A 23,829-nucleotide genomic window follows, 5' to 3' on the forward strand; every position below is an offset into this window, starting at 1 on the left:
CGGGAGCGTCGCCCGCCGTGGTCGCGGCCCCCGCCGGGCGAAAGGCGTCAGTCCCGGCGCTCGTCGCTGTCGGGGGGAAGGGGCTGATTGCCGTGCTCGCCGAGCTCGTAGGGCGACAGGCCCCGGCCGTCGTCCGGGAAGCTGTCCGTGTGGTGGGAGGTGTCCGTCCCGCCGGCGGACGCACCGCCGGTGTGGTGGACGTCGTGCTGCTCGACGTGGCTGCGGTGCTCCGGTGCGACCGGCTGTTCCTCGGGCCGTGGCGGGGGCAGTTCCTGGTCGCGCCGCCGCTTGCCCAGCCAGAATGCGCCGATCAGCAGGGCCACCAGGACGACGCCGACCACGGCCATCGCGACACCGGTCGCGCCCCGCTCGGCGAGGGTGACGGCCAGGGAATTCAGGGCTCCATCCGATACGTCCATGCATGCCGCATACCCCGGGGCGCGGCCCCCACTCGGTTCCGCGATCGAATTCATATTTTAAGTGGATATCAATGCAAAAAAGGTTTCGGACGACAAGGGTTTATGACGTGCGGGCGGCAGCGGCGGGGGTACTCGACTCGCAGCCGCCCGTGGTCGGGGCGAGCCTGGAAGTGAACCCCATCGGAAGGAACCGCGGTGAACAGCACACGCGAGACGCAGCAGGCGCAGGAGAGCGGGCACAGCGAGGTGTCGGTCGTGGTCAGCGGCTGCGCGAAGGATGACGCGCGCACGGTGTTCGACGTGCTGAGGGCGGCCTTCACCACCGACCGGGGCTCCGGCGACATTCCGGAGGAGGTCGCGGGCAAGCGGCCCACCGCGTGGGTCGTGACCGTCGATGTGTCCGAGGCGCGGGTGGTCTCCGGGCCCGTGACGCTCGGCGGGCCCGTCACGGCCGATGTGCAGGGCGGCTACCAGGCCGTCGACCGGCTCCGCGAGAGCCTGGCCGGCGCCTTCGCCGTACGGGTCGTGGGCACGGTCTCCGGCGACCAGGAAGAGGAAGTGCGGCTGCGGCTGGAGAACAAGTAGGCCGAACGCCGCCTCCCGGGCGGTGCGCGCCCGACTGTCGTATATGTGGGAGGAACCGACACAGAAGCGACGTCGTGAAAGGTGCCGCACGTGGACCCGACCAGTCTGCGGGAGGGCGGTGCGGGAGAGCCATGGGCGACCGGCGACCGCTCCGTCCTGACCCTGCACATCAACGGTGACGAGCGGACCCTGACGCTCGACCACCGCACCACCCTGCTGGACGCCCTGCGCCACCACCTGGGCCTGAGCGGCGCGAAGAAGGGCTGCGACCACGGCCAGTGCGGCGCCTGCACCGTCCTGGTCGACGGCCGCCGCGCCAACAGCTGCCTGCTGCTGGCCGTCGCTCACGACGGGGCCCGGATCACCACCATCGAGGGCCTGGCCGACGGCGACCGGCTGCACCCCCTCCAGGAAGCCTTCCTGGACCGCGACGCGCTGCAGTGCGGCTACTGCACCCCCGGCCAGATCTGCTCCGCCGCCGGGGTGCTCACCGAGGCGTACGAGGGCTTCCCCTCCCACGCCACCGCCCACGACGCCCCCGTCGCCGGACCGGCACGGCTGGACGCCGCCGAGATCCGCGAGCGGATGAGCGGCAACCTCTGCCGGTGCGGGGCCTACCCGCGCATCGTCGAGGCGATCGAGGACGTGGCGCCGTGAAGCCCTTCGCCTACCTCCGTGCCACGTCCGTCGCCGAAGCGGTCCGCGCGGGAGCGGCCCACCCGGGAGCCAGGTTCCTGGGCGGCGGCACCAACCTGGTGGACCTGATGAAGCTCGGGGTGGAGACGCCCGGCCTGCTCGTCGACGTCAGCCGGCTGCCCCTGGACCGGGTGGCGGACGCCGCCGACGGCGGCCTGCGCATCGGGGCGACCGTCCGCAACAGCGACCTGGCCGCCCACCCCGCCGTGCGCACCCGCTACCCCGCCCTGTCCCAGGCCCTGCTGGCCGGCGCGTCCGGGCAGCTGCGCAACGTCGCCACGACCGGCGGCAACCTCCTGCAACGCACCCGCTGCGCGTACTTCCAGGACACCTCGAAACCCTGCAACAAGCGGGAGCCCGGCACCGGCTGCCCCGCCCGCGAGGGCGCCCACCGCGACCTCGCCGTCATCGGCCACTCCACCGAGTGCGTCGCCACCCACCCCTCGGACATGGCCGTCGCGCTCGCCGCCCTCGACGCGGCGGTCGTACTGCACGGCCCCGACGGCGAACGCACCGTCCCCGTGACCGACTTCCACCGGCTGCCCGGCGAGAACCCCGACGCGGACACCGTCGTCCGGCCGGGCGAACTGATCACCGAGGTGCTGCTGCCGCCGCTGCCCGACGGCACCGTCTCCCTGTACCGCAAGGCCCGCGACCGGGCGTCGTACGCCTTCGCGCTGGCCTCCGTGGCCGCCGTCCTGCGGGTGCGCGACGGCCGGATCGAGCACGCCGCGCTGGCCTTCGGCGGACTCGCCCACCGGCCCTGGCGGGCCCGCGCCGCCGAGGAGATCCTGCGCGGCGCCCCCGCCGAGGACGCCACCTACCTGCGGGCGGCGGACGCCGAACTCGCCGGGGCACGCCCCCTGCGCGACAACGCGTTCAAGGTCCGGCTGGCCCGCCATCTGGCCGTGGACGCGCTCGCCGCACTCGCCGACCGCCCCTGAAGAGCCGAGGACTCCCGCCATGAGCCACACCCTCCCGTCACTGGGTGCCCCCGTCGTGCGCCGCGAGGGGCGCGACAAGGTCACCGGCGCCGCGCGCTACGCCGCCGAACGCCACCTGCCCGGCTGTCTGTACGCCTGGCCCGTGCCCGCCACCGTGCCGCGCGGCCGGGTCACGGCCGTCCGGACCGTCGACGCCCTGGCCCTCCCCGGCGTCCACTGCGTCCTGACCCACGAGAACGCCCCGAGGACCCAGGAGCCCGACGACCCGATCCTCGCCGTCCTCCAGAACGACCGCGTCCCGCACCGGGGCTGGCACATCGCGCTCGTCGTCGCCGACACGCTGGAGAGCGCCCGCGCCGGCGCCGGGGCGCTGCACATCACGTACGAGACGGAGCCGCACGACGTCGTGCTGAGCGAGGACCACCCCGGCCTCTACACCCCGCAGAACGCCAACGGCGGCTACCCGGCCGTCAGCGAACGCGGCGACTTCGACCGCGCCTTCGCGGACGCGCCCGTACGCGTCGACGCCACGTACACACTCGGCGCCCTGCACAACCACCCCATGGAGCCGCACGCCACGACCGCGCACTGGGCGCCGGACGGACACCTGACGGTGTACGACTCCAGCCAGGGGGCCACCGCGGTGCGCGACAGCCTGGCCGCACTCTTCGGGCTCCCGCCCGGCCAGGTCAGCGTCGTCTCCGAGCACGTCGGCGGCGGATTCGGCTCCAAGGGCACCCCGCGCCCGCAGACCGTGCTCGCCGCGATGGCGGCGCTGCACACCGGACGCCCCGTCGAACTCGCCCTGCCGCGCCGCCAGATGGCCGCGGTCGTCGGCCACCGGGCGCCCACGGTCCAGCGTGTCAGGCTCGGCGCCGAGCCCGACGGCACCCTCACCTCGGTCGCCCAGGAGGTCATCACCCAGACCTCCACCGTCAAGGAGTTCGTGGAGCAGGCCGCCGTACCCGCCCGCGTCATGTACGGCTCCCCGCACAGCCGCACCGTGCACCGGGTCACCGCCCTGGACGTCCCCAGCCCCTCCTGGATGCGCGCACCGGGCGAGGCGCCCGGCATGTACGCCCTGGAGTCCGCGCTCGACGAACTCGCCGCGGAAACCGGCATCGACCCCGTGGAACTGCGCCTGCGCAACGACCCGGCCGCCGAACCCGAGTCCGGCAAGCCCTTCAGCAGCCGGAACCTGGCCGCCTGTCTGCGCGAGGGCGCCGCCCGCTTCGGCTGGCACGATCGCGACCCACGCCCCGCGCAGCGCCGCGAAGGCCCCCTGCTGATCGGTACGGGCGTCGCCGCCGCGACGTACCCCGTCTATGTCAGTGCCTCGCACGCCTCGGCGCACGCCGCCCCCGACGGCTCGTACCGCATCGCCGTCAACGCCACCGACATCGGCACCGGGGCCCGCACCGTACTCGCCCAGATCGCCGCCGAGGTGCTGCGGACCCCGGTGGAGAACGTCACGGTGGACATCGGCGACAGCGACCTGCCGGACGCCCCGCTGGCCGGCGGCTCCTCGGGGACCGCCTCCTGGGGCTGGTCCGTCCACAAGGCGGCCACCGCCCTCGTGGAGCGGCTCGGCGAGCACGGCGGTGTGCTGCCCGACGGGGGAGTGACGGTGACCGCCGACACCACCGAGGAGACGGCCGCCGAGTCGGACTACGCGCGGCACGCGTTCGGCGCGCACTTCGCCGAGGTCGCCGTCGACACCCGCACCGGCGAGGTCAGGATGCGCCGGATGCTGGGGGTCTTCGCCGCCGGGCGGATCCTCAACTCCCGGACCGCACGCTCCCAGTTCATCGGCGGCATGACGATGGGGCTCGGCATGGCGCTGACCGAGAGCAGCACCATGGACCCGGTCTTCGGCGACTTCGCCGAGAGCGACCTCGCCTCCTACCACGTGCCGGCCTGTGCCGATGTGACCGGCATCGAGGCGCACTGGATCGACGAGCACGACCCGCACCTCAACCCCATGGGCAGCAAGGGCATCGGCGAGATCGGCATCGTCGGCGCCGCCGCGGCGGTCGGCAACGCCGTCCGGCACGCCACCGGGGTCCGGCTGCGCACCCTCCCCCTCACCCCGGACCGGCTGCTGCCCCATCTGCCATGAGCACCGGTCACCGGGGGTGTACGGCCGGACGTGTTGCGCAACCGGCCGCACGGGGTCACCCTGAGGAGTGACCCAGAAGTGACATCTGCTCACTCTTCGTATTCGGGGGTCGTTGGTTACAACGGGGCGAAGCATGTGGGCCTCGATGTGAGGAGCCTCGACGATGACCGTTCCACTCGACCGGCACTATCTGGTCGAACTCCAGGTATCGGCAGAGCGTGTGTCCCAGCTGCGACGGATAGTCGCCGCGCATCTGCGCCACTGGAGTCTCGAACTCCACGTACGGCCCGTGTGCCGTGCCGTGGAGGAGCTGCTGACCAATGTCCACCGCCATGTCGGTGACGACAACCACTGCGTCGTCGAACTGCGCTGGTCAGGACGGCACCTCACGGTCTCCGTCGCGGACAACGGCTCCGAGATGCCGCGCCTGCTCCACGAGGGCGGCGGGCTGAGCCGGGTCATGGCCCTCAGCGACAGCTGGGGCACCTGCCGGACCACCGAGGGCAAGGTCGTCTGGTTCACCCGGTACGCCCAGGAGCCGCAGCACATCGAGCTGGTCCCGCTGCCGCCGCTGCCCGGCGTCCGCGAGTTCCGGCGCCCGCCCGCCGCGGTCGCGGAGCTCCCCGCCGAGCCGGTCCGCACCGAGGCCCCCGAGCCGGTCCGTACCGACGCCCCCGCCCTCGTCTGACGCGCGGCACGGAGCGGAACCACCCGCCCGGCCCCCGCCCCCGCTCGCCCCTCCCGGCGCGGATCGCATGCGCGACGCATGCATGATCCGCGCCGGCCGGGTATGCGGGGTGCGGGGGCCCGCGTTGCGCCGGCGCGGTCGGCGCGGCACGGTCGAAGTACCGAAGGCAAGGAGGCCACAGTCATGCCCATCGCGACGGTCAACCCCGCGAACGGCGAGACGCTCAGGACGTTCGACGCACTGGACGCCGACGGGATCGAGCGGCGGCTCGCCGCGGCGGACGCCGCCTTCCGCCAGTACCGCACCACCGGTTTCGCCGAACGCGCCAGACTGCTCAACCGGGCCGCCGACCTCCTGGACGAGGACCAGGAGGACATCGCCCGCACCATGACCCTGGAGATGGGCAAGCCCCTCAAGGCCTCCCGGGCCGAAGCCGCGAAATGCGCCAAGGCGATGCGCTGGTACGCGGCCAACGCCGAGGAGCTGCTGCGCGACGAACACCCCGCGCCCGCCGACGTCAAGGACTCCGGCGCCTCGCGCGCCTATGTGCGCTACCGCCCGCTCGGCAGCGTCCTGGCCGTGATGCCGTGGAACTTCCCGCTCTGGCAGGTCGTGCGCTTCGCCGCCCCCGCGCTCATGGCCGGCAACACGGGCCTGCTCAAGCACGCGTCGAACGTGCCCCAGACCGCGTTGTACCTGGGCGACCTCTTCCACCGCGCCGGATTCCCGGCCGGCTGCTTCCAGACCCTGCTGGTCGGGTCCAAGGCCGTCGAGGAGATCCTGCGCGACCGCAGGATCGCCGCGGCCACCCTGACCGGCAGCGAACCGGCCGGACGTGCGGTCGCCGCCGTCGCAGGCGACGAGGTCAAGCACACCGTCCTGGAGCTGGGCGGCAGCGACCCCTACCTGGTCCTGCCCTCCGCCGACGTCGCCAAGGCCGCCCGCACGGCGGTCACCGCCCGGGTCCAGAACAACGGGCAGTCCTGCATCGCCGCCAAGCGGTTCATCGTGCACACCGAGGTGTACGAGGAGTTCGCCGAACGGTTCACCGTGGGCATGCGCGACCTGACCGTCGGCGACCCGCTGGAGGAGTCCACCGACATCGGCCCGCTCGCCAGCGAACAGGGCCGCACCGACCTGGAGGAGCTCGTCGACGACGCCGTACGGCAGGGAGCTGGCGTCCTGTGCGGCGGTGGCCGGCCCGAGGGCCTGGGCGGCGGCCTGGAGAACGGCTGGTTCTACGCCCCCACCGTCCTCACCGGCATCACGCCCGGCATGCGCATCCACCGCGAGGAGACCTTCGGCCCCGTCGCCACGCTCTACCGGGCCGGCAGCCTCGACGAGGCCGTCGAGCTGGCCAACGACACCCCCTTCGGGCTCAGCTCCAACGTATGGACCCGCGACCCGCAGGAGAGCGAGCGCTGCATCCGCGACCTGGAGGCGGGCGGGGTGTTCTTCAACGGCATGACGGCCTCGCACCCCGCGCTGCCGTTCGGCGGGGTGAAGCGCTCCGGCTACGGACGTGAGCTCGCCGGACACGGCATCCGTGAGTTCTGCAACGCCACCACGGTCTGGTTCGGGCCCGAACCCCAGTGACCCCGGCCGTGCCGCCCGCCCCGCCCGCTGAGAGGTGACCATGACCGACGCCCCACCGTCCCCGCCGACGGCAGGTCCGTCCGACGCGGAGATCGACGCGCTCGACGCGCACTGGCGGGCCGCCAACTACCTGGCCGTCGGGCAGATCTACCTGATGGACAACCCCCTGCTGACCCGGCCGCTCGCACCGGAGCACATCAAGCCCCGGCTGCTCGGCCACTGGGGCACCTCACCGGGCCTCAACCTGGTGTACACCCATGTCAACCGGATCATCCGCGCGCGCGGCATCCAGGCCCTCTGCGTCTGGGGCCCCGGCCACGGCGGGCCCGCCGTCCTCGCCAACTCCTGGCTGGAGGGCAGCTACTCCGAGACGTATCCCGACATCGGCCGGGACGCCGAGGGGATGGGCCTGCTGTTCAAGCAGTTCTCCTTCCCCGGCGGGGTGCCCAGCCATGTCGCGCCGGAGACCCCCGGCTCCATCCACGAGGGCGGCGAACTCGGCTACTCGCTGGCCCACGCCTACGGAGCCGCCCTCGACCACCCCGACCTGCTGGTCACCTGCGTCATCGGTGACGGCGAGGCGGAGACCGGACCGCTCGCCGGCTCCTGGCACGCCAACAAGTTCCTCGACCCGGTCCACGACGGGGCCGTCCTGCCGGTCCTCCACCTCAACGGCTACAAGATCGCCAACCCGACCGTCCTCGCCCGCCTCCCGCACGACGAACTCGACGCCCTGCTGCGCGGCTACGGACACGAACCCCTGTACGTGGAGGGCGACGACCCCCGCCTCGTGCACCGGGCGATGGCCGAGACGATGGACCGGGCCGTCGACCGCATCGCCGAGATCCGGACGGCCGCCCGCACGGCGGGCGCGGCCGGCCGGCCGCGGTGGCCCATGATCGTGCTGCGCACCCCGAAGGGCTGGACCGGCCCCGCCGAGGTCGACGGGCTGCCCGTCGAGGGCACCTGGCGCGCCCACCAGGTCCCGCTGCCCGGCGTCCGCGACAACCCCGACCACCTTCGGCAGCTGGAGGCGTGGCTGCGTTCCTACGGGCCCGGCGAGCTCTTCGACTCCGAGGGCCGGCCCTCGCAGGCGGTCCTCGCCTGTGTGCCCGAGGGCACCGACCGGCTCGGCTCCTCCCCGTACGCCAACGGCGGACTGCTCCTGCGCGACCTGCCCGTCCCGGACCTCGACGCGCACGCCGTCGAGGTGGACCGGCCCGGGGCCGTCCTGCACGAGCCGACCCGGGTGCTCGGCGGGCTGCTCGAAGCGGTCATGGCGGCGACGGCCGACCGCCGGGACTTCCGCGTCGTCGGCCCCGACGAGACGGCGTCCAACCGGCTCGACGCGCTCTACGACGCCACCGGAAAGGCCTGGCAGGCGAGCACGCTGCCCACCGACGAGCACCTGTCCCGCGACGGGCGCGTCATGGAGGTGCTCTCCGAGCACCTGTGCCAGGGCTGGCTGGAGGGCTATCTGCTCACCGGCCGGCACGGCCTCTTCTCCTGCTACGAAGCCTTCGCGCACATCGTCGACTCGATGGTCAACCAGCACATCAAATGGCTGCGCACCTCGCGCCGGCTGCCCTGGCGCCGCCCCATCGCCTCCCTCAACTACCTGCTCACCTCGCACGTCTGGCGCCAGGACCACAACGGCTTCTCGCACCAGGACCCGGGGTTCGTCGACCACATCCTCAACAAGAGCCCCGAAGTCGTACGCGTCTATCTGCCGCCCGACGCGAACACCCTGCTGTCCGTGGCGGACCACGCGCTGCGCAGCCGCGACTACGTCAACGTGATCGTGGCGGGCAAGCAGCCCAGCCTCGACTGGCTCACCATGGACGAGGCCCGCGCCCACTGCGCGCGCGGCGCCGGCGCCTGGGAGTGGGCGGGCACCGAGGACGGCAGCCGCGAGCCCGACGTCGTGCTCGCCTGCGCCGGGGACGTACCCACCCTGGAGACGCTGGCGGCGGCCGGGCTGCTGCGGCGCCATCTGCCGGAGCTGGCCGTTCGGGTGGTGAACGTCGTGGACATGGCCCGGCTGATGCCGCACTCCGAGCACCCGCACGGGATGCCGGACTCCGAGTACGACGCGCTCTTCACCCGCGACAAGCCGGTCATCTTCGCCTACCACGGCTACCCCTGGCTGATCCACCGGCTGGCCTACCGGCGCGCGGGACACGCCCAGTTGCATGTGCGGGGCTACAAGGAGGAGGGCACGACCACCACGCCCTTCGACATGGTCGTCCGCAACGATCTCGACCGCTACCGGCTGGTCATGGACGTCATCGACCGGGTCCCGGGCCTCGGTGTCCGGGCCGTGGCAGTGCGTCAGGCGATGGCGGACACCAGGACCCGCCACCACGCCTGGATCCGCGAACACGGCACGGATCTGCCCGAGGTGGCCGAGTGGACCTGGGAGGGCTGAGACCGGACACGGCGAGGGCCCGGACGGGGTGTCCGTCCGGGCCCTCGCCGTGCGCGGAGCGCTCAGTAGCGCAGGGCCGCCGCGATCCGGCCGTGCCCCTTGAGCGAGTCGTCCGCCACGAAGACGACATCGGCACCGCTGTCCAGCGCCGCCTCGACCAGCTCGTCGACGATGTCCTCGCGGACGCTCCCGTCCGTCAGGTCGGCGGCGTCCCCGGTGACCGGCTTCAGATGCTCCCCGTCCACCCGGACCGTCTGCTGGTAGTGCTCCTCGACCGCCACCAGGCCGGCGCGCCCCTCCCGCACGGCGGCCCACACCTCGTCGAGTCCGCCGGCGAACGCGTGACGGCCGCGCGCGTCGTCCAGCTTCCCGTCGATCTCCGCGGCGAACCGCTTGCGCCGGGCCTCCAGCGCCGGGCGGAGCTCGGTGAGCAGATCGCTCGGGGTGGTGTCGGCGGGAGCGCCCTTGGTGACCCGGCCCACCGCGTCCTTCGCGCTCTCGCCGACCTCGTCGAACAGGGCGAGCGCCGGGGCGAGCCCGACCAGGTAGAGCGGACGCGGATCGGTCGCCAGCACCGCGCGCAGCTTCTCGTCCACCGTGCGCAGGAACTGACGGGTGTCCTCGTAGGTGAAGGTGCTGGGGGTGTCGCCGATCCGCTCCTTGCGCTGCGGGTTGGGCGCCTCGTGCGGAGCCGACAGCGGGAAGCCGCCGATGTGTTCCTCGTGCGCGGCGTCGGCCGTGCCGCTGAACAGGGCGGCGTGGTCGGCGGAGACGGTGAGCGTCCAGAACGGCTGGGCCTGCGCCTTCGCGGCGACCAGGTTGCGGGTGAGATAGCTGTCGCTCAGCACCACCCGTTCGGGCGCGGTGCGCGGGAGCTGCCAGATCTGGTACTCGTCCGCCGTCACCAGCAGCACGAGCGCGTCCAGGGCCTTGCGCGGATCGATCTCGTCGACCGCGCGGCCGAGCTGACGCTCGATCGCCGAGCGCGCCTCACGGGTCACATCGGGGTCGGCCTCCAGCCGGCTGACGGCCTCGGAGACCAGGTTGCGCAGCCGCACGGCGTCCTGGGCGTTGTCCGGGGCACGACGGTGGGTCGGCATGGTCAGGGACACGGCCGGATAGGGCTTGGCCGCGCGGAGCTTCTGCAGCAGACCGGCGGTCAGGGCATCCGTGTCCATCAGTTCCCTCCCGGGGGACATGCGCGCACCGCGGTGCGGAACGGGTGATTCGACGAGTCAATTCATACCTTTTGATCCTAATATGAGCGAGTTGGTCGTTCCGGGTCCGGGAGGTTTGCGATGTCCACGCTCACCGTGTGGAAGTTCCAGTCGGCCGAAGGCGCGGAGAACGTGGAGACGACGCTGAAGTCCCTGCAGAAGGAGGGGCTGATCAAGATCCTGGACGCCGCCGTGGTGAGCTGGCCCGCCGACCGGGCCAAGCCGCGCACGAAGCAGCTGCTCAACCTGGTCGGTGCGGGCGCCCTGAGCGGCACCTTCTGGGGCATGCTCTTCGGGCTGATCTTCCTGATGCCGCTGCTGGGCGCCGCCATCGGCGCGGCTGCCGGGGCGCTCGGCGGCAAGCTGGCCGACGTCGGCATCGACGACGAGTTCATCGCCGAGGTCAAGGAGAAGGTCACCCCGGGGACCTCGGCCCTCTTCCTCCTCACCATGAGCGAGGTGCCCGACCGGATCGGCCAGGCGCTGCCCGGCGGCGGCGCCGAACTGCTGCACAGCAACCTGGACACCCGCAGCGAGGAACGCCTCCGCGACATCTTCGGCGACGACGCGGCCTGACCCCTTCCCCTCCTTCACCCCGTATCCCTTGTGCCCTTTCGAACAGACGGAGCGTCCGTGAACCAGCCCAGCCCCGTGCGGCGCGCCCTCGGCGACCGCGCAGCCCGCAGCCTGACCCCCGCCGTGCTCGCCGCGGTGATCGTCGCCGGTGCCGCGGCCTGTGACAGCTCCGACACCTCCTCGCCGGGCACCGCCAGGAGCACGCGCACGGTGTCCGCCGAACCGGCGGCCACGCCCAGCGCCACCCGGAGCCCGCGCACCCAGCAGGACTTCGCCGCCTCGGTCTCCGCCGACGCGGAGCGCAACCGGCAGAAGGCGGTCGCCACGCTCAAGGGAGTCGACGGCAAGGGCAATGCCATCGAGGACGTCTCCGTCAACGGCCTCCCGGTCGCGCCCTCGGAGCAGTTCCGCAGCGCTCTCGTGCGGGTGACCAACCGGGGCGACAAGGCCGCCTTCTTCGCGGTACGGGTGGAGTTCGTCGACGCGTCCGGAAAGGTGCTCGACTCCGTGGTGCTCGGCTTCGCCGACGCCCCGCCGAACCGGCCCGTCAGCCAGCACGCCAACAGCCGCAAGGCGGCCGGCGTCAAGTCGTTCCCCCGGATCGCCCAGGCCCAGCGCGGCTGACGGACGGCCGGGACACGGTGAGCGCCGCCACCGGAGCCGTCACGGACGCGCTGCGGGACCTGCACGCCCGGTTCGCCGCAGTGGACGAGGGCGAACTCGCCGACTACATCCCGCAGCTGGCCCTGGCCGACCCGGATGCCTTCGGGCTGGCCCTGATCAGCATGGACGGCCACCGGTACGGCACGGGTGACGCCGACGCCCCCTTCACTCTCCAGTCCGTGTCGAAACCCTTCGTCTACGCCCTGGCCCTGGACCTCCTCGGGCTCGACGAGGTCTCCCGATGGGTGAACGCCGAGCCCAGCGGCGAGGCGTTCAACGCCATCAGCCTGGAGCGGCGCACCGGGCGCCCGGCCAACGCCATGGTCAACGCGGGCGCCATCGTCACCACCGCCCTGATCCCCGATGCCCCGGGCGCCCCGAGGTTCGGCCGGATCCTGGACTGCCTGGGCCGGTTCGCAGGCCGCCCGCTCGACGTCGACGAGCGGGTGTACGCCTCCGAGGTCGTCACCGGCGACCGCAACCGCGCCCTGGCCTATCTCATCCGCAGCAACGGACCCCTGCCCATGGACCCGGTGGCGGCGGTGGAGACGTACTTCCGCCAGTGCTCGGTACGGGTCACGGCCCTGGACCTCGCCGCGATGGCGGCGACCCTCGCGAACGGCGGCGTCAACCCGCTGACCGGGGACACCGTGGTGCCGGAGCCCGTGGCGGCCCAGGTGCTCGCCGTGATGGCTACCTGCGGGATGTACGACGCCTCCGGCGACTGGCTGCTGCGGGTGGGGCTGCCGGCCAAGAGCGGGGTGTCCGGCGGGCTGATCGCCGCGGGACCCGCCCGGTTCGGGCTGGCTGCCTACAGTCCGCGGCTGAACCCGGCCGGGACCTCCGTGCGGGGACAGCTGGCGATCGCGTCGCTGTCGCGCCGGCTCGGCCTGCACCTCATGCACAACCCGGCGCTCGCGGGCTCCACCGTCACCCTGGTCACCACCGCCGACGACCTGCCGCTCGCGCCGAGGGAGGAGCGCGAGCGCGCCCGCTACGGACGGGTGGCGGTCGTCGCGGCGCAGGGGGCCCTGGACTTCACGGCGGCGGAGCGGGTGCTGTACGCGCTGGACGAGCCGGACCCGCAGGACACCGGTGCGGTGGTGCTGGATCTGCTGCGGGTGACGGACATCGACACCGTGGCGCGGGCGATGCTGCGCAGCGGGCTCGCCCGGCTCACGGCCGACGGCCGCCGGACCGCCGTCGCGGACCCTGACGGCCGCCTGCGGGAGGCGGGCGGCGGCGCCGGGGCGCCGCGCTGCTTCGCCACCCGTGAGGAGGCCGTGGCCTGGTGCACGGCGGAACCGGCGGGCTGAGCGTCAGGGCCTCAGGACGGGCCGGTCACCAGATGGCCTCCACCCACTCGGGGTGGTCGATGAACGGGTTCCGGTTGTGCTGGTACTGGTCGAATATGACGTCGTTGCGGCGCTTCTCGAAGCTGTCCGGCGGGTCCTGCTCGCTCCAGGCCTTCAGCACGGAGAGCCGGCCGATGTGCGGCTCGGAGCCGTTGGAGACGCTGTCGTTGGGTTCGAGGTCGGCGAAGGAGTCGTCCCCCTCGTAGCGCACGGCCATGTAGAGGATCATGCGGGCCACGTCGCCCTTGACCGCGTCACGCGGTTCGAAGGAATCGCTGTCGGTGTAGTTGCCCGGCGCCTCGCTCAGTTCGCTGCCGCCGTTGTCGAAGTCCTTGTTGCCGCGCACGGAGTTGACCGTGACGTCCTCGGGGCGCAGGTGGTGGATGTCGGTGCCGGGCCCGGTGGAGGTGCCGAAGTCACCGTGGGACTTGGCCCAGACGTGCTCCCGGTTCCACTGGTCGGCGCCGCCGCCGTTGTCGCTCTTGGGCTCGGAGCGGCCCGAGTACAGCAGGATCACGTTGGAGGAGTTGGCCGGGTCCTGGTCGGTGTCCTTCAGCGCGTCCCAGACCTGGCTGTAGGTGAGCTTGCTCTGGTCCTTGATGATCGTGTGCAGGGAGCTCTTGAGCGCGGTACCGGTCTTGCCGAGCGCGTCCTGGTAGTACGTGTCGTCCAGGGCCGACAGCCCGGTGGCGGCGGATGCCGGGGCGGGCAGGGTCGCGGCCGGTGCGGCGGCCGCGGTGCCGGCGAGCACCGCGAAGGCGGCCAGGGTGGCCAGCAGCGGGCGCCGGCCGGGAAGGTGACGACGGGACATGTGGGGTGTCCTCTCCGGAAATACGGGCACCGCGGCGCCGTCACGGGGTGGGGGACGGCTCCGCGGTGGTCGTGTTCGCTATGTGGTCAGCGGGAGCCTTCCACGCACACCGTGACGATGTGTGAACAGCGCGTACCTATCATGTGCAGGTCAAGTGAGGGCCGCCGCCGGGCATCGGATGCGCCGCCGTCGGGGGAGGGCGAGAATTGCCGCAAGGACGAGGAGGCGGCATGAGCGACGAGCCCGAATCCATATCCGTATCGCGGGGCGTGACCCCGGACAGCCTTCTGCACACCGGTGCCAGCGACGATCCGTCGCCGGAGGACCTGGTGCTCGCCTCCGGGCGGGACCTCACACCGCACAATCTCGAATGGGCCCAGCGCAGGCTGGCCCGGGAGGGCCGGGCGGCCATCGACAAGACGCTGCCCTAGGGAAGCTCCGCACCGTCGGCGCGGGCGGCCCCGGCCCCCGCGCCGACGGCGCGTGTGCGGGCGGCCGGCGCCGCTCGGTTAGCCTGAACGCACAATGAACCGTTTGACGACGTCAGGGGCCGGTTACGACCTCGCCCGATTTCCCGAGGACCCCCGCGACCCGTTCCGAGCCTGGGACGCGGCCGACGAATACCTGCTCCGGCATCTGGAAGGGGCCGACGGGGCGGAACCGGTGGGTCTGTCCGGCCGGGTCGTCGTGGTCGGTGACCGCTGGGGCGCGCTGAGCACCGTCCTGGCCGCGCACCACCCCGTACAGATCACCGACTCCTACCTCGCGCAGCGGGCGACGGCAGGCAACCTGGAGCGCAACGGGGCGGACGCCGGCGCCGTCACCCTGCTGTCCGCGCGCGACACCCCGCCGGACCGCGTCGACGTGCTGCTCGTACGCGTACCCAAGAGCCTCGCGCTCCTGGAGGACCAGCTGCACCGGCTGGCGCCCGCCGTCCACGAGGGCACCGTCGTCGTCGGCGCCGGCATGGTCAAGGAGATCCACACCTCCACCCTCAAGCTGTTCGAACGGATCATCGGCCCCACCCGCACCTCGCTCGCGGTCAAGAAGGCCCGGCTCATCCACTGCACGCCGGACCCGGCCCTGATCCGCACGCCCAGCCCCTGGCCGTACCGCTACGACCTCCCGGACGACGTCGGGGCCGTGTCCGGGCGCACCGTCACCAACCACGCCGGGATCTTCTGCGCCGAGCGGCTCGACATCGGCACCCGCTTCTTCCTCAAGCACCTGCCGGTGCGCAGCGGCCCCGACCGGGTCGTGGACCTCGGCTGCGGGAACGGGGTCGTGGGCCTGGCCGCCGCCCTCGCCAACCCCGAAGCCGTGCTCACCTTCATCGACGAGTCCTACCAGGCCGTCGCCTCGGCCGAGGCGACCTTCCGGGCCAACACCGGACCGGACGCCGAGGCCCGTTTCGTGGTCGGTGACGGGCTCGCCGGTGCCGAGCCGGGGAGCGCGGACCTGGTGCTCAACAACCCGCCCTTCCACTCGCACCAGGCCACCACCGACGCGACGGCCCGCACCATGTTCCACGGAGCACGCGGCGCGCTGCGCCAGGGCGGCGAACTCTGGGTGGTCGCCAACCGGCACCTCGGCCACCACACCCGGCTGCGCCGGATCTTCGGCAACTGCACCACGGTGGCGGGCGATCCCAAGTTCGTGGTGCTGCGCGCGGTCAAACGCTGACGCCCGCCGCCCGGCGGTCCACGCCCCTTCCGGATTCTTGCAACACGTTCTACTGTGTGCGCCGCCGCACACGGGCGACGCGACCGCGAGCATCCTGGAGGGGCCGTGCACCTCGAATACACGCCTGAACAGCAGAAGTTGCGCGCCGAACTGCGTACCTACTTCGCCGCCCTGGTCCCCGACAACGCCTACGCGCGCTACGCCGACCCGGCCGCCCAGAAGCGCTTCTACCGGGAGACCGTGCGGCGGCTCGGCGCCGACGGCTGGCTGGGCGTCGGCTGGCCCGCGGAGTACGGCGGACGGGGCCTGTCGCCCGTGGAGCAGTTCATCTTCTTCGACGAGGCGGCCCAGGCGGGTGTGCCGCTGCCGCTGATGGCGCTCAACACCGTCGGCCCGACGATCATGCAGTTCGGCACCGACGAGCAGAAGGCGTACTTCCTGCCCAGGGTCCTCGCCGGTGAGATCGACTTCGCGATCGGCTACAGCGAACCCGACGCCGGGACCGATCTCGCCGCCCTGAAGACGCGGGCGGTGCGCGACGGGGACAGCTATGTCGTCAACGGGCAGAAGATCTGGACGACCAACGGCGACACTGCCGACTGGGTCTGGCTCGCCGCCCGCACCGACCCGGACGCCCCGGCCCACAAGGGCATCACCATGCTCCTGGTCCCCACCTCCGACCCCGGCTACTCCTGCACCCTGATCAACACCCTCGCCTCGCACGACACCACCGCCAGCTACTACGAGGACATCCGCGTCCCCGTCTCCCGCCGTGTCGGCGAGGAGAACAAGGGCTGGCGGCTCATCACCAACCAGCTCAACCACGAACGCGTCACGCTCGCCGCGCACGGCACCATGGCCATCCGCGCCCTGCACAACGTCCGCCGCTGGGCCGCCGACACCCGCCTCGCCGACGGCCGCCGCGTCATCGACCTCGGCTGGGTCCGCACCCGCCTGGCCCGCACCCACGCCCGCCTGGACGCGATGAAACTCCTCAACTGGCAGATGGTGTCAGCCGTCCAGCACCACACCCTCACCCCGCAGGACGCCTCCGCCGTCAAGGTCTACGGCTCCGAGGCCCGCCGCGACGCCTACGCCTGGCTCATGGAGGTCGTCGGCTCGGCCGGCCCCCTCAAGGAGGGCTCGGCGGGCGCGGTCCTGCACGGTGAACTCGAACGCGGCTACCGGTCGGCCGTCATCTTCACCTTCGGCGGCGGCAACAACGAGATCCAGCGGGAGATCATCTCGTGGATCGGGCTGGGGATGCCGAGGGTGCGGCGCTGAGCGGGTGCCCGCGCCCGGCACCGCTCGCCGGGATGCCGCCCTGAGACGCGGCACCTCATGTGCCGCATACAACCCGTCACATAGCCTCAGGGGGAGACACACATGACGGCGTGCGTCTCGCTGCTCCGAGGAGGCGAAGGTGACCGGAACCGGCGTGCGGTGGCTCGCGGGTGTGCTGATCGTGGCCTGTGTGCTGGTCGCCGGCCCCAGCGCGCCCGGCGGGTTCCACATCGCCAAGCCGCTGCCGGCCGACGCCCCCCAGGAGGCCGTGCCGAACCGGGTGATGACGTGGAACATCTGCAATCCCTGCAAGGGGCGCAGCCAGAACGCCGGCCGGGCGGCGGAGATCGCCTCGTACGCGCCCCAGGTCATCGGCCTGCAAGAGGCGTGCGTGGGCGATGTCGAGCGGATCCGGGAGCAACTGCGCTATCTGTACGGGCTGGTCTACCACGTCGAGTACGGATCGGTGCTGAAGCGCTGGAGCCGGTGCGGGGGAGTGCCGTGGAGCCCGGGGGGCTTCGGCCAGGCCATCCTCTCGGCAGCTCCGATGACCGACCGGGTCAACGTGGAGTACCCCGACGGCGGTTCCGAGGACCGCGGGTACATGGCGGTCACCACCCTGGTGGACGGCAGGCCCGTCCGGGTCTTCAACACGCACCTGGCCCAGTTCGGTCAGGCATCGGTCCGCGCGAAGCAGACCGGTGTCCTGGCGAAGGCCGTCGCCCGGTACGACCGCACGATCGTCCTCGGGGACTTCAACGCGGTGCCGGATGCGCCCGAACTCGCCGGGATGTGGGGCCTTGCCACGGACGCGGACGCCGGCTGCGGCCCCTCTGCGGCCGGTGCGTGCGAGCCGACCACCGACTGGCGCAGCAAGTTCGACTACATCTTCCTGCGCGGTTTCACCCCGCTCGGGCAGCGGGTGCATCTCACCCCGTACTCGGACCACGACCTGGTGCAGGCCGATCTGAGGCGGTCGTAGCGGGGTCGGGCAGGGGCGGTTCTCAGCGGCGCCTGGCGGACATCGGAACCCCGTTCCTCGGCCGGATCGTGATCCGGGCCAGCAGGTCGACGGTGAAGCCGGGAACGGGCTCGAACTCCCAGTGCCGGCCCAGGGTGGCCAGCGCCATGACGCCCTCCATCCGCGAGAACGCGTTGCCGATGCACTGGCGGGGTCCGCCGCCGAAGGGGAGGTAGGCCAGCCGCGGGCGTCCGGGCCGTACCGCGTGTCCGGCGAGCTCGTCCGCCGCGTCGGCGGACGGCGGGGTCTCCAGCCAGCGCTGCGGGGCGAAGCGCTCCGGCTGCGGCCACCACCGGGGGTCGCGGTGGACCACCCACGGGAGGATCGCGACGAAGCTGTCCTTCGGGATCCGTCGGCCGCACACCTCGAACTCCTCCAGGGGGCGGCGGGCGACGCCCATGATCGGCGGGTAGAGGCGCATCGCCTCGGAGAGGACCGCGTCGGTCCAGACGAGGCGGGGCAGGTCCTCGACCGTGGGCAGCCGGTCCCCGAGCACCTCGTCGATCTCCGCGTGCATCCGCTCCCGTGCCTCGGGGTGGCTGCCGAGCAGGTGGTAGGCCCAGGTGAGCGCGCTCGCGGTGGTCTCGTGCCCGGCCATGAGGAGGGTGATCGCCTCGTCCCGTACCTGGGCGTCCTCCATCGGCTCCCCGGTGTCGGCGTCGCGCGCCGCGAGCAGCAGGGAGAGCAGGTCGGCGCCCTGGCCGTCGCCCCGTCTGCGCTCCGCCATGAGCTGGTGGATGATGGCGTGGACGGTGGCCCGGCCCGCGTAGAAGCGCTTGTTGCCGGGCAGCGGCAGCTTCGCCAGATGGCGGGCGAACGGCAGGGCGTCCCAGCGCAGCGGACCCTCGTGGCGCGGGACGGCGGTGCGGATGGTGCGGGCCACCTCGCTGTCGAGCGAGACGCCGAAGAGCGTGCGGGCCACGATGGCGAGGGTCAGCTCGGTCATCTCGACCTGCAGATCGAGCCGGTCCCCGTCCCGCCAGCCGGACTGGAGGGCGTCGGAGAGCTCGGCGAAGGCGCGGCCGTAGCCGGCGATGCGCTCGTGGTGGAACATCGGCTGGATCAGTCTGCGCTGCTTGCGGTGGAAGGTGCCGTCGCTGGTGACCAGGCCGTTGCCGAGGATCACTTCGAGCGGGGCGGCCCACTTGCCGCGTCCGGCGCTCATGACGTCCTTGCCGAAGTTGCGGTGCGAGGTGACCAGGACCTCGTGGACCGCCTCCGGATCGCTGATCATGTACATATCCCGCCAGCCGAGCGGGATGCGCACGACCGGGCCGTACCGGTCGCGCAGCCCGGTGACGTAGTCCAGCGGATTGCCCGACATCGCGAGCAGGGCACGCAGCCGGCCGGAGGGGCCGGGGGCGGCGGTGCCGGTGGCCGGGGGAGCGGTGGAGACCTGGGTCATCGAGGAGCCTTCCTGAGGTGCGCGCACAAGTGGCGCCGATGGCACGGGCGTGGGCGGGGCGGCCGTCGGCCGGGGGTCACTCCTCGACGAAGCGCTGGAGGGCGAGCGAGACGTTCTGCCCGCCGAAGGCGAACGAGTTGGAGAGGGCCGCCCGCACCTCGTACGGACGGGCGGTGTTCGGCACGTAGTCGAGGTCGCACTCCGGGTCGGCCGCGTCCTGGTTGATGGTGGGCGGGATGATCCCGCGGTCGATGGCCAGGGCGCAGAACGCGGTCTCGGTCGCGCCGGCCGCGCCCAGCAGATGGCCGGTCATCGACTTGGTTGAGCTGACGGCCAGGTTCCCGCTGTGCGTGCCGAAGGCGGCCTTGACCGCCTTTGTCTCGGCGGCGTCGGAGAACGGTGTCGAGGTGCCATGGGCGTTGACGTGGTCGATCTCGCCCGGCCTGAGGCCGGCCTCGCGCAGCGCGGCGAGCATGGCGCGGGCGGCGCTCTCCCCCGTGGGATCGGGGGCGGTGACGTGGTAGGCGTCGCTGGTCTGGCCGTAGCCGCAGATCTCCGCGTAGACGTACGCGCCCCGCGCCGCGGCCGACTCCGCGGTCTCCAGGAGCAGCATGGTGGCGCCCTCTCCCATGACGAAGCCGTCCCGGTCCGCGGTGAACGGCCGGGAGGCCCGGTGGGGTTCGTCGTTGCGGCGGGAGAGCGCGCGCAGGTTGGCGAACCCCGCGATCAGGGGCGAGGCGATGCACGCCTCCGAGCCGCCCGCCAGCGCGGCCCCCGCATAGCCGTCGCGGACCAGCCGGTAGGCCTGCCCGATCGCGTCGGCCGAGGAGGCGCAGGCGGTGACCGGTGCGGCGCCGGGACCCCGGAAGCCGAAGCGCTGGGCGACCGTGCCCGCACCCATGTTGACGATGGAGCTGGGCACGAAGAACGGGGAGACCATCCGGGGCGCCTCCGCGTCCTTCAGCACCCCCTCCCTCATGGTGGCGGCGCCGCCGATGGCGCTCCCGATCACGGTGGCGGCACCGTCCCGGTCGATGCCGTCGAGGCCCGCGCGCTCGACGGCGAGTTCGGACGCGGCGATCGCGAAGTGGCAGAACCGGTCCAGGCGTCTGGCCTCCTTGGGCGTCAGCCAGTCGGCCGGGTCGAAGTCCCTCACCTCGGCGGCGATCCGCACCGGCAGCCGGCTCGCGTCGAAGCCCCGGATCGGTCCCGCACCGGAGGCCCCGGAGAGCAGCCGCGTCCAGACCGTCTCGGTGCCGACGCCGAGCGGGTTGACCATGCCGATGCCCGTCACCACCACCCGGTGACGCCAGGGGGCGGTGCTCATCCGGGCTCACCGGGTTCGGCGAGCCCGAAGAGGGACTCCATGCGTATCGCGAGCTGCACATCGCCCTCGATGCGCAGCCGGCCCTTGAGCAGCAGGTCCATGCCCTGGGCCGAGGCGGAGGCCATCTCCACGAAGCTGACCGCGTCCAGCGCGAGGGTGACCGCAGGCGCGCCCGATGCCGCCGCCTCGCGCACGTCACAGGTGTCCTCGGTCAGTACGAGGTCGTACGCGACGGTGCCGGCCGGCGGCCTGGCGACCTCCCAACGGGCCGTCCTCGGGCCGTCCGTGATCCCTCCGGTGTAGCGCTCGGGCATCCGCTCGAAGGCGGCGCGCAGCACGGCCTCGCCCTCGGGCGTGGCCAGCCAGGCCGCCAGCTCCTCGCGCGGCAGTCCGGCGAGGGCGGCGCGGATCTCGGGGAGTGCGCCGGAGCGCAGGACCGCGACGCGCTCAGGGGAGAAGGTGGGTTCGGCCGTCATGAGGGTTCCTCCGCTCGTGCGGGCACCGGCCCGCTGTTGATGATTCGGTCGACGGCCTGCCGGAGTTCCTGCCGGGGTGCGACGCCGGGCAGCCGGGCCAGGACATGGCCGTCGGGCCGTACGAGAACCGCTTCCGGCCCCCGCAGGGCGTAACGGTCGGCGAAGGCGCCGCCGGTGTCGCGCAGTCCGGGCCCGTCGCGGGTGATCACGGCCGCCGTGAGGGGCAGGCCCACGAGGGCCGGCACCTCCTGCGCCACCCGCTGCCAGACGGCTCCCGCCGCCCCGGTGAGCAGGGCGAAGCCGGTGCGGTTCAGATCGGTCGTGGAGATCCGGTCGCCGTCGACGTCGAGCCAGGCGTGCGGGGCCCGGTGGCCGGCCCGGGCGGTCGGCTCATAGGTCACCACGTCCTGCACCACCGGTTCGCCGGGGCCCGGCGCGTAGCTGAAGCCCAGGGCCTGCCCCTCGAAGTCGAAGTGCGGCCGGTGCTGTTCGATGTTCCGGGCGAACTCCGCCGGGTCCGCGTCGGATTCGAGCAGCGCCCGCTTCTGCAGGGCGTTGCTCTCGCTGTGCCGGGCGTTGAACTCCGCGACCGGGCGCCGCTCACGCTCGTACGAGTCGAGCAGTGTGTCGGGGGCGCCGCCGTGCAGCACCGCCGCCAGCTTCCAGGCGAGGTTGTGCGCGTCCTGGATGCCGGTGTTCATGCCGAAGCCCCCGGTGGGCGGGAAGGTGTGGGCGGCGTCCCCGGCGGCGAGCACCCGGCCGTCGGCGCTGCGCCAGGAGTCGAGCCCGGTGGAGCCCATCACCCAGTTCCGTACGGAGTGGATGCGCAGCCCCTCGACCGAGGTGCCGATGGCGGCCTCGATGAGCTTGTGGTGATCGACCTCCTCCTCGAAGTAGGTGTGCTCCTCGGCGGGGGTGAGGGCGGGGATCTCCAGGAGCCATTCGCCGCGTGCGGGGTCGACGGTGATCAGGACGCCCCGCACGGTCGGGTTGAGCACCCAGTACAACGCGCTCTCCCGGCCGGCCGTCCAGGGCGAGAGGTCGGCGCTGAAGTGGATGTCCAGAAGCCTGCCGAGCGGTGGGGCCGCCGTCTGCCGCAGGCCCGCGGCCGCCCGCAGCGGGCCGTGCAGCCCCTCGGCCAGGACGGCGTACCGGGCCTCGACGACCAGGGGGTGTTCGCCCCCGGCCGTCACCCTGACACCGGACGGGGTCCGGATCAGTTCCCCGGCCCTGACACCGCGGATCACCCGTGCGTTCTCGGGGAGCCGCTCGACGAGCAGCGCTTCCACCCGGTTCTGCGAGCAGATGACCGGAAGGACCGGGCTGATGGCCGCCCGCCGCATCAGGGCGTCCGCCGAATCGATGACGGCGAGGGCGGCGAGTTCGGTGCCGGACAGCTCGGTGCACCAGGTGATGCGCGCCGTGTTCTCCAGGGGCACGCCCGCGCGGCGCACCTCGGCGTCGACACCGAGGTACCTGAGCAGTTCCATGGTGCGCGAGTTGATCACCGTGGCGCGTGGGTGACCGGACGGTGCGGGGCGCTGTTCCAGCACGAGGGTGCGGACGCCGAGTCCGGCGAGGAAGTGGGCCGCGGCGAGGCCGGTGGGCCCGCCGCCGATGACCACGACGTCGGCCTCCAGCCGCTCGGCGGCCTCCGGCGGCTGCGGTACGCCTGCGGTCATCGCCGCACCTCCGTCGGACCGGCGACGACCGGCGCCAGCCGCCGGGCCACGGCGGCGTCGAAGCCGGCCCTGAACAGGACGCGGGTGACGACGACCGCGGGCAGCCCGGCCAGGACGGCGCCGAGCAGCCAGAGCACGAACACCCCGGTGAGCGCGTTGCGCCGGACCTCGCCGCGCCGGCCGGCGGCGCGGATGACCCGGCCCCAGACCCGGAAGACCTTGCCGGCCAGGAGGTCGGCCGCGGCCAGCGGCGTATGGACGGGCGCCGCGTCATGGGCGGCCAGAACGTCGCGGACCCGGTCGGCCAGGTCCTCCTCGGAGGCGGGTCCGGCCGCCGCCGGGCCGAAGCCGGTTTCCGCCGGGGCGAGTTCGGCGAGGCGTTCGCCGAGCAGCGCGAGCCGGTCCAGCTCGTCCGTGCCGACACCGGCACGCGGGAACCCCCAGGACGCCTCCCGCTTGCCGGCGAGCAGCCAGCGCAGCGTGGTGACGAAGGTGATGCCGGCGGACGCGGTGTCCACCGCGGCGATCGTGCCCAGGTAGCGGCCGCCCGATGCCTGGATCAGCCGCCGGACCTCGAGGGCGGCCGAGTACCACATGTTCCGGCAGGCCACCAGGCCGACGACCGCCCGCCCGTCGAACACCTGCGGCTCGGCACCCGCGAACGCCCGCATGGGCAGCGCCGGAGCCAGATACCAGACGGGGAAGGCGAAGACGACCAGGTCCGCGTCGTCGTCCTCGGCCACCGGCGGCCGGACGGTGACCGCGGATGCCGCGCCGGGGTCGACGGAGGCGGGGAAGACACCGAAGAAGCGGCGCACGGGCCAGGGAAAGGGGAAGGGCTCGCGCGGCGTGAT

General features: G+C 72.8%; 22 protein-coding genes. 14 read left to right on the forward strand and 8 right to left on the reverse strand.

Annotated elements, in window-relative coordinates; genetic code table 11:
• Positions 1-47: 47 nt before the first annotated feature.
• On the reverse strand, positions 48-419 hold the full coding sequence (locus tag RLT58_RS33300) for a DUF6479 family protein (RefSeq protein ID WP_311314075.1): 372 nt from the start codon (positions 417-419) through the stop codon (positions 48-50).
• A gap of 195 nt (positions 420-614) precedes the next feature.
• Here RLT58_RS33300 and RLT58_RS33305 point away from each other — a divergent pair, with 195 nt between their 5' ends.
• The 7 genes from RLT58_RS33305 to RLT58_RS33335 all read left to right on the forward strand — a co-directional run bounded on the left by RLT58_RS33305 (position 615) and on the right by RLT58_RS33335 (position 9,475).
• Positions 615-1,004: a hypothetical protein gene (locus RLT58_RS33305; protein WP_311314076.1), complete on the forward strand. Its 390-nt coding sequence runs from the start codon at positions 615-617 to the stop codon at positions 1,002-1,004.
• A 90-nt stretch (positions 1,005-1,094) separates the two neighbouring features.
• A complete protein-coding gene (locus RLT58_RS33310; protein ID WP_311314077.1) occupies positions 1,095-1,661 on the forward strand; it encodes a 2Fe-2S iron-sulfur cluster-binding protein in 567 nt (188 codons plus the stop codon).
• Positions 1,658-2,644, forward strand: a complete 987-nt coding sequence (locus RLT58_RS33315) for an FAD binding domain-containing protein (protein WP_311314078.1) — start codon at positions 1,658-1,660, stop codon at positions 2,642-2,644. The genes RLT58_RS33310 and RLT58_RS33315 overlap by 4 nt, the downstream gene beginning before the upstream one ends.
• 19 nt (positions 2,645-2,663) lie before the next feature.
• The gene (locus RLT58_RS33320) at positions 2,664-4,763 is read left to right on the forward strand and encodes a xanthine dehydrogenase family protein molybdopterin-binding subunit (protein WP_311314079.1); all 2,100 of its coding nucleotides are present in this window, start codon (positions 2,664-2,666) and stop codon (positions 4,761-4,763) included.
• Positions 4,764-4,926: 163 nt separating this feature from the next.
• Positions 4,927-5,451, forward strand: coding sequence for an ATP-binding protein (locus tag RLT58_RS33325; RefSeq protein ID WP_311314080.1), 525 nt, complete (start codon positions 4,927-4,929; stop codon positions 5,449-5,451).
• 183 nt (positions 5,452-5,634) lie between these two features.
• Entirely contained in the window at positions 5,635-7,047 is a 1,413-nt protein-coding gene (locus RLT58_RS33330) for an NADP-dependent succinic semialdehyde dehydrogenase (RefSeq protein WP_311314081.1), read from the forward strand.
• Between the two features lie 40 nt (positions 7,048-7,087).
• Positions 7,088-9,475 carry a phosphoketolase family protein gene (locus RLT58_RS33335; protein WP_311314082.1) on the forward strand — a complete coding sequence of 796 codons (2,388 nt, stop codon included), beginning with the start codon at positions 7,088-7,090 and terminating at the stop codon, positions 9,473-9,475.
• Between the two features lie 62 nt (positions 9,476-9,537).
• Here RLT58_RS33335 and RLT58_RS33340 read toward each other — a convergent pair whose 3' ends face one another.
• Entirely contained in the window at positions 9,538-10,653 is a 1,116-nt protein-coding gene (locus RLT58_RS33340) for a baeRF3 domain-containing protein (protein WP_311314083.1), read from the reverse strand.
• A gap of 120 nt (positions 10,654-10,773) precedes the next feature.
• On the opposite strand from RLT58_RS33340, the gene RLT58_RS33345 reads away from it, so the two are divergent.
• From RLT58_RS33345 to glsA, 3 genes are read left to right on the forward strand one after another with little or no spacing between them, the layout of a single operon-like run.
• Positions 10,774-11,268 (forward strand): DUF1269 domain-containing protein, encoded by a 495-nt coding sequence (locus RLT58_RS33345; protein WP_311314084.1) that lies wholly within the window; start codon positions 10,774-10,776, stop codon positions 11,266-11,268.
• Between the two features lie 57 nt (positions 11,269-11,325).
• Entirely contained in the window at positions 11,326-11,892 is a 567-nt protein-coding gene (locus tag RLT58_RS33350; protein WP_311314085.1) for a hypothetical protein, read from the forward strand.
• 17 nt (positions 11,893-11,909) lie between these two features.
• Positions 11,910-13,247 (forward strand): glutaminase A, encoded by a 1,338-nt coding sequence (glsA, locus tag RLT58_RS33355; protein WP_311314086.1) that lies wholly within the window; start codon positions 11,910-11,912, stop codon positions 13,245-13,247.
• A 25-nt stretch (positions 13,248-13,272) separates the two neighbouring features.
• On the opposite strand, the gene RLT58_RS33360 is transcribed toward glsA, so the two are convergent.
• The gene (locus RLT58_RS33360) at positions 13,273-14,097 is read right to left on the reverse strand and encodes an endonuclease I family protein (protein WP_311314087.1); all 825 of its coding nucleotides are present in this window, start codon (positions 14,095-14,097) and stop codon (positions 13,273-13,275) included.
• A 230-nt stretch (positions 14,098-14,327) separates the two neighbouring features.
• Between RLT58_RS33360 and RLT58_RS33365 the strand changes: the two genes are divergently transcribed.
• From RLT58_RS33365 to RLT58_RS33380, 4 genes are all read left to right on the forward strand, one after another.
• Positions 14,328-14,528, forward strand: coding sequence for a hypothetical protein (locus RLT58_RS33365; protein ID WP_311314088.1), 201 nt, complete (start codon positions 14,328-14,330; stop codon positions 14,526-14,528).
• Positions 14,529-14,622: 94 nt separating this feature from the next.
• Positions 14,623-15,780, forward strand: coding sequence for a methyltransferase (locus tag RLT58_RS33370; RefSeq protein ID WP_311314089.1), 1,158 nt, complete (start codon positions 14,623-14,625; stop codon positions 15,778-15,780).
• A 105-nt stretch (positions 15,781-15,885) separates the two neighbouring features.
• Positions 15,886-17,064 (forward strand): acyl-CoA dehydrogenase family protein, encoded by a 1,179-nt coding sequence (locus tag RLT58_RS33375; RefSeq protein WP_311314090.1) that lies wholly within the window; start codon positions 15,886-15,888, stop codon positions 17,062-17,064.
• 139 nt (positions 17,065-17,203) lie between these two features.
• Positions 17,204-18,046, forward strand: coding sequence for an endonuclease/exonuclease/phosphatase family protein (locus tag RLT58_RS33380; RefSeq protein WP_311314091.1), 843 nt, complete (start codon positions 17,204-17,206; stop codon positions 18,044-18,046).
• Positions 18,047-18,068: 22 nt separating this feature from the next.
• Here RLT58_RS33380 and RLT58_RS33385 read toward each other — a convergent pair whose 3' ends face one another.
• From RLT58_RS33385 to RLT58_RS33405, 5 genes are all read right to left on the reverse strand, one after another.
• Complete coding sequence (locus RLT58_RS33385; protein WP_311314092.1) at positions 18,069-19,490, reverse strand: cytochrome P450; 1,422 nt, start codon at positions 19,488-19,490, stop codon at positions 18,069-18,071.
• Between the two features lie 76 nt (positions 19,491-19,566).
• Complete coding sequence (fabF, locus tag RLT58_RS33390; RefSeq protein ID WP_311314093.1) at positions 19,567-20,817, reverse strand: beta-ketoacyl-ACP synthase II; 1,251 nt, start codon at positions 20,815-20,817, stop codon at positions 19,567-19,569.
• Positions 20,814-21,293, reverse strand: a complete 480-nt coding sequence (locus tag RLT58_RS33395; RefSeq protein ID WP_311314094.1) for an SCP2 sterol-binding domain-containing protein — start codon at positions 21,291-21,293, stop codon at positions 20,814-20,816. Before RLT58_RS33395 ends, fabF begins: the two co-directional genes overlap by 4 nt.
• Entirely contained in the window at positions 21,290-22,975 is a 1,686-nt protein-coding gene (locus RLT58_RS33400; protein ID WP_311314095.1) for an FAD-dependent oxidoreductase, read from the reverse strand. The genes RLT58_RS33395 and RLT58_RS33400 overlap by 4 nt, the downstream gene beginning before the upstream one ends.
• Entirely contained in the window at positions 22,972-23,793 is an 822-nt protein-coding gene (locus tag RLT58_RS33405; RefSeq protein ID WP_311314096.1) for a hypothetical protein, read from the reverse strand. Before RLT58_RS33405 ends, RLT58_RS33400 begins: the two co-directional genes overlap by 4 nt.
• Positions 23,794-23,829 lie beyond the last annotated feature (36 nt).

The sequence above is a fragment of the Streptomyces sp. ITFR-16 genome (assembly GCF_031844705.1).
In the GTDB taxonomy this organism is placed as follows: Bacteria; Actinomycetota; Actinomycetes; order Streptomycetales; family Streptomycetaceae; genus Streptomyces.

Coding starts and splice junctions, on each gene's coding strand:
- RLT58_RS33300 (WP_311314075.1), bottom strand. CDS start 419: ATGGACGTATCGGATGGAGCCCTGAATTCCCTGGCCGTCACCCTCGCC.
- RLT58_RS33320 (WP_311314079.1), top strand. CDS start 2,664: ATGAGCCACACCCTCCCGTCACTGGGTGCCCCCGTCGTGCGCCGCGAG.
- RLT58_RS33325 (WP_311314080.1), top strand. CDS start 4,927: ATGACCGTTCCACTCGACCGGCACTATCTGGTCGAACTCCAGGTATCG.
- RLT58_RS33330 (WP_311314081.1), top strand. CDS start 5,635: ATGCCCATCGCGACGGTCAACCCCGCGAACGGCGAGACGCTCAGGACG.
- RLT58_RS33335 (WP_311314082.1), top strand. CDS start 7,088: ATGACCGACGCCCCACCGTCCCCGCCGACGGCAGGTCCGTCCGACGCG.
- RLT58_RS33340 (WP_311314083.1), bottom strand. CDS start 10,653: ATGGACACGGATGCCCTGACCGCCGGTCTGCTGCAGAAGCTCCGCGCG.
- RLT58_RS33345 (WP_311314084.1), top strand. CDS start 10,774: ATGTCCACGCTCACCGTGTGGAAGTTCCAGTCGGCCGAAGGCGCGGAG.
- RLT58_RS33360 (WP_311314087.1), bottom strand. CDS start 14,097: ATGTCCCGTCGTCACCTTCCCGGCCGGCGCCCGCTGCTGGCCACCCTG.
- RLT58_RS33365 (WP_311314088.1), top strand. CDS start 14,328: ATGAGCGACGAGCCCGAATCCATATCCGTATCGCGGGGCGTGACCCCG.
- RLT58_RS33370 (WP_311314089.1), top strand. CDS start 14,623: ATGAACCGTTTGACGACGTCAGGGGCCGGTTACGACCTCGCCCGATTT.
- RLT58_RS33385 (WP_311314092.1), bottom strand. CDS start 19,490: ATGACCCAGGTCTCCACCGCTCCCCCGGCCACCGGCACCGCCGCCCCC.
- fabF (WP_311314093.1), bottom strand. CDS start 20,817: ATGAGCACCGCCCCCTGGCGTCACCGGGTGGTGGTGACGGGCATCGGC.
- RLT58_RS33395 (WP_311314094.1), bottom strand. CDS start 21,293: ATGACGGCCGAACCCACCTTCTCCCCTGAGCGCGTCGCGGTCCTGCGC.
- RLT58_RS33400 (WP_311314095.1), bottom strand. CDS start 22,975: ATGACCGCAGGCGTACCGCAGCCGCCGGAGGCCGCCGAGCGGCTGGAG.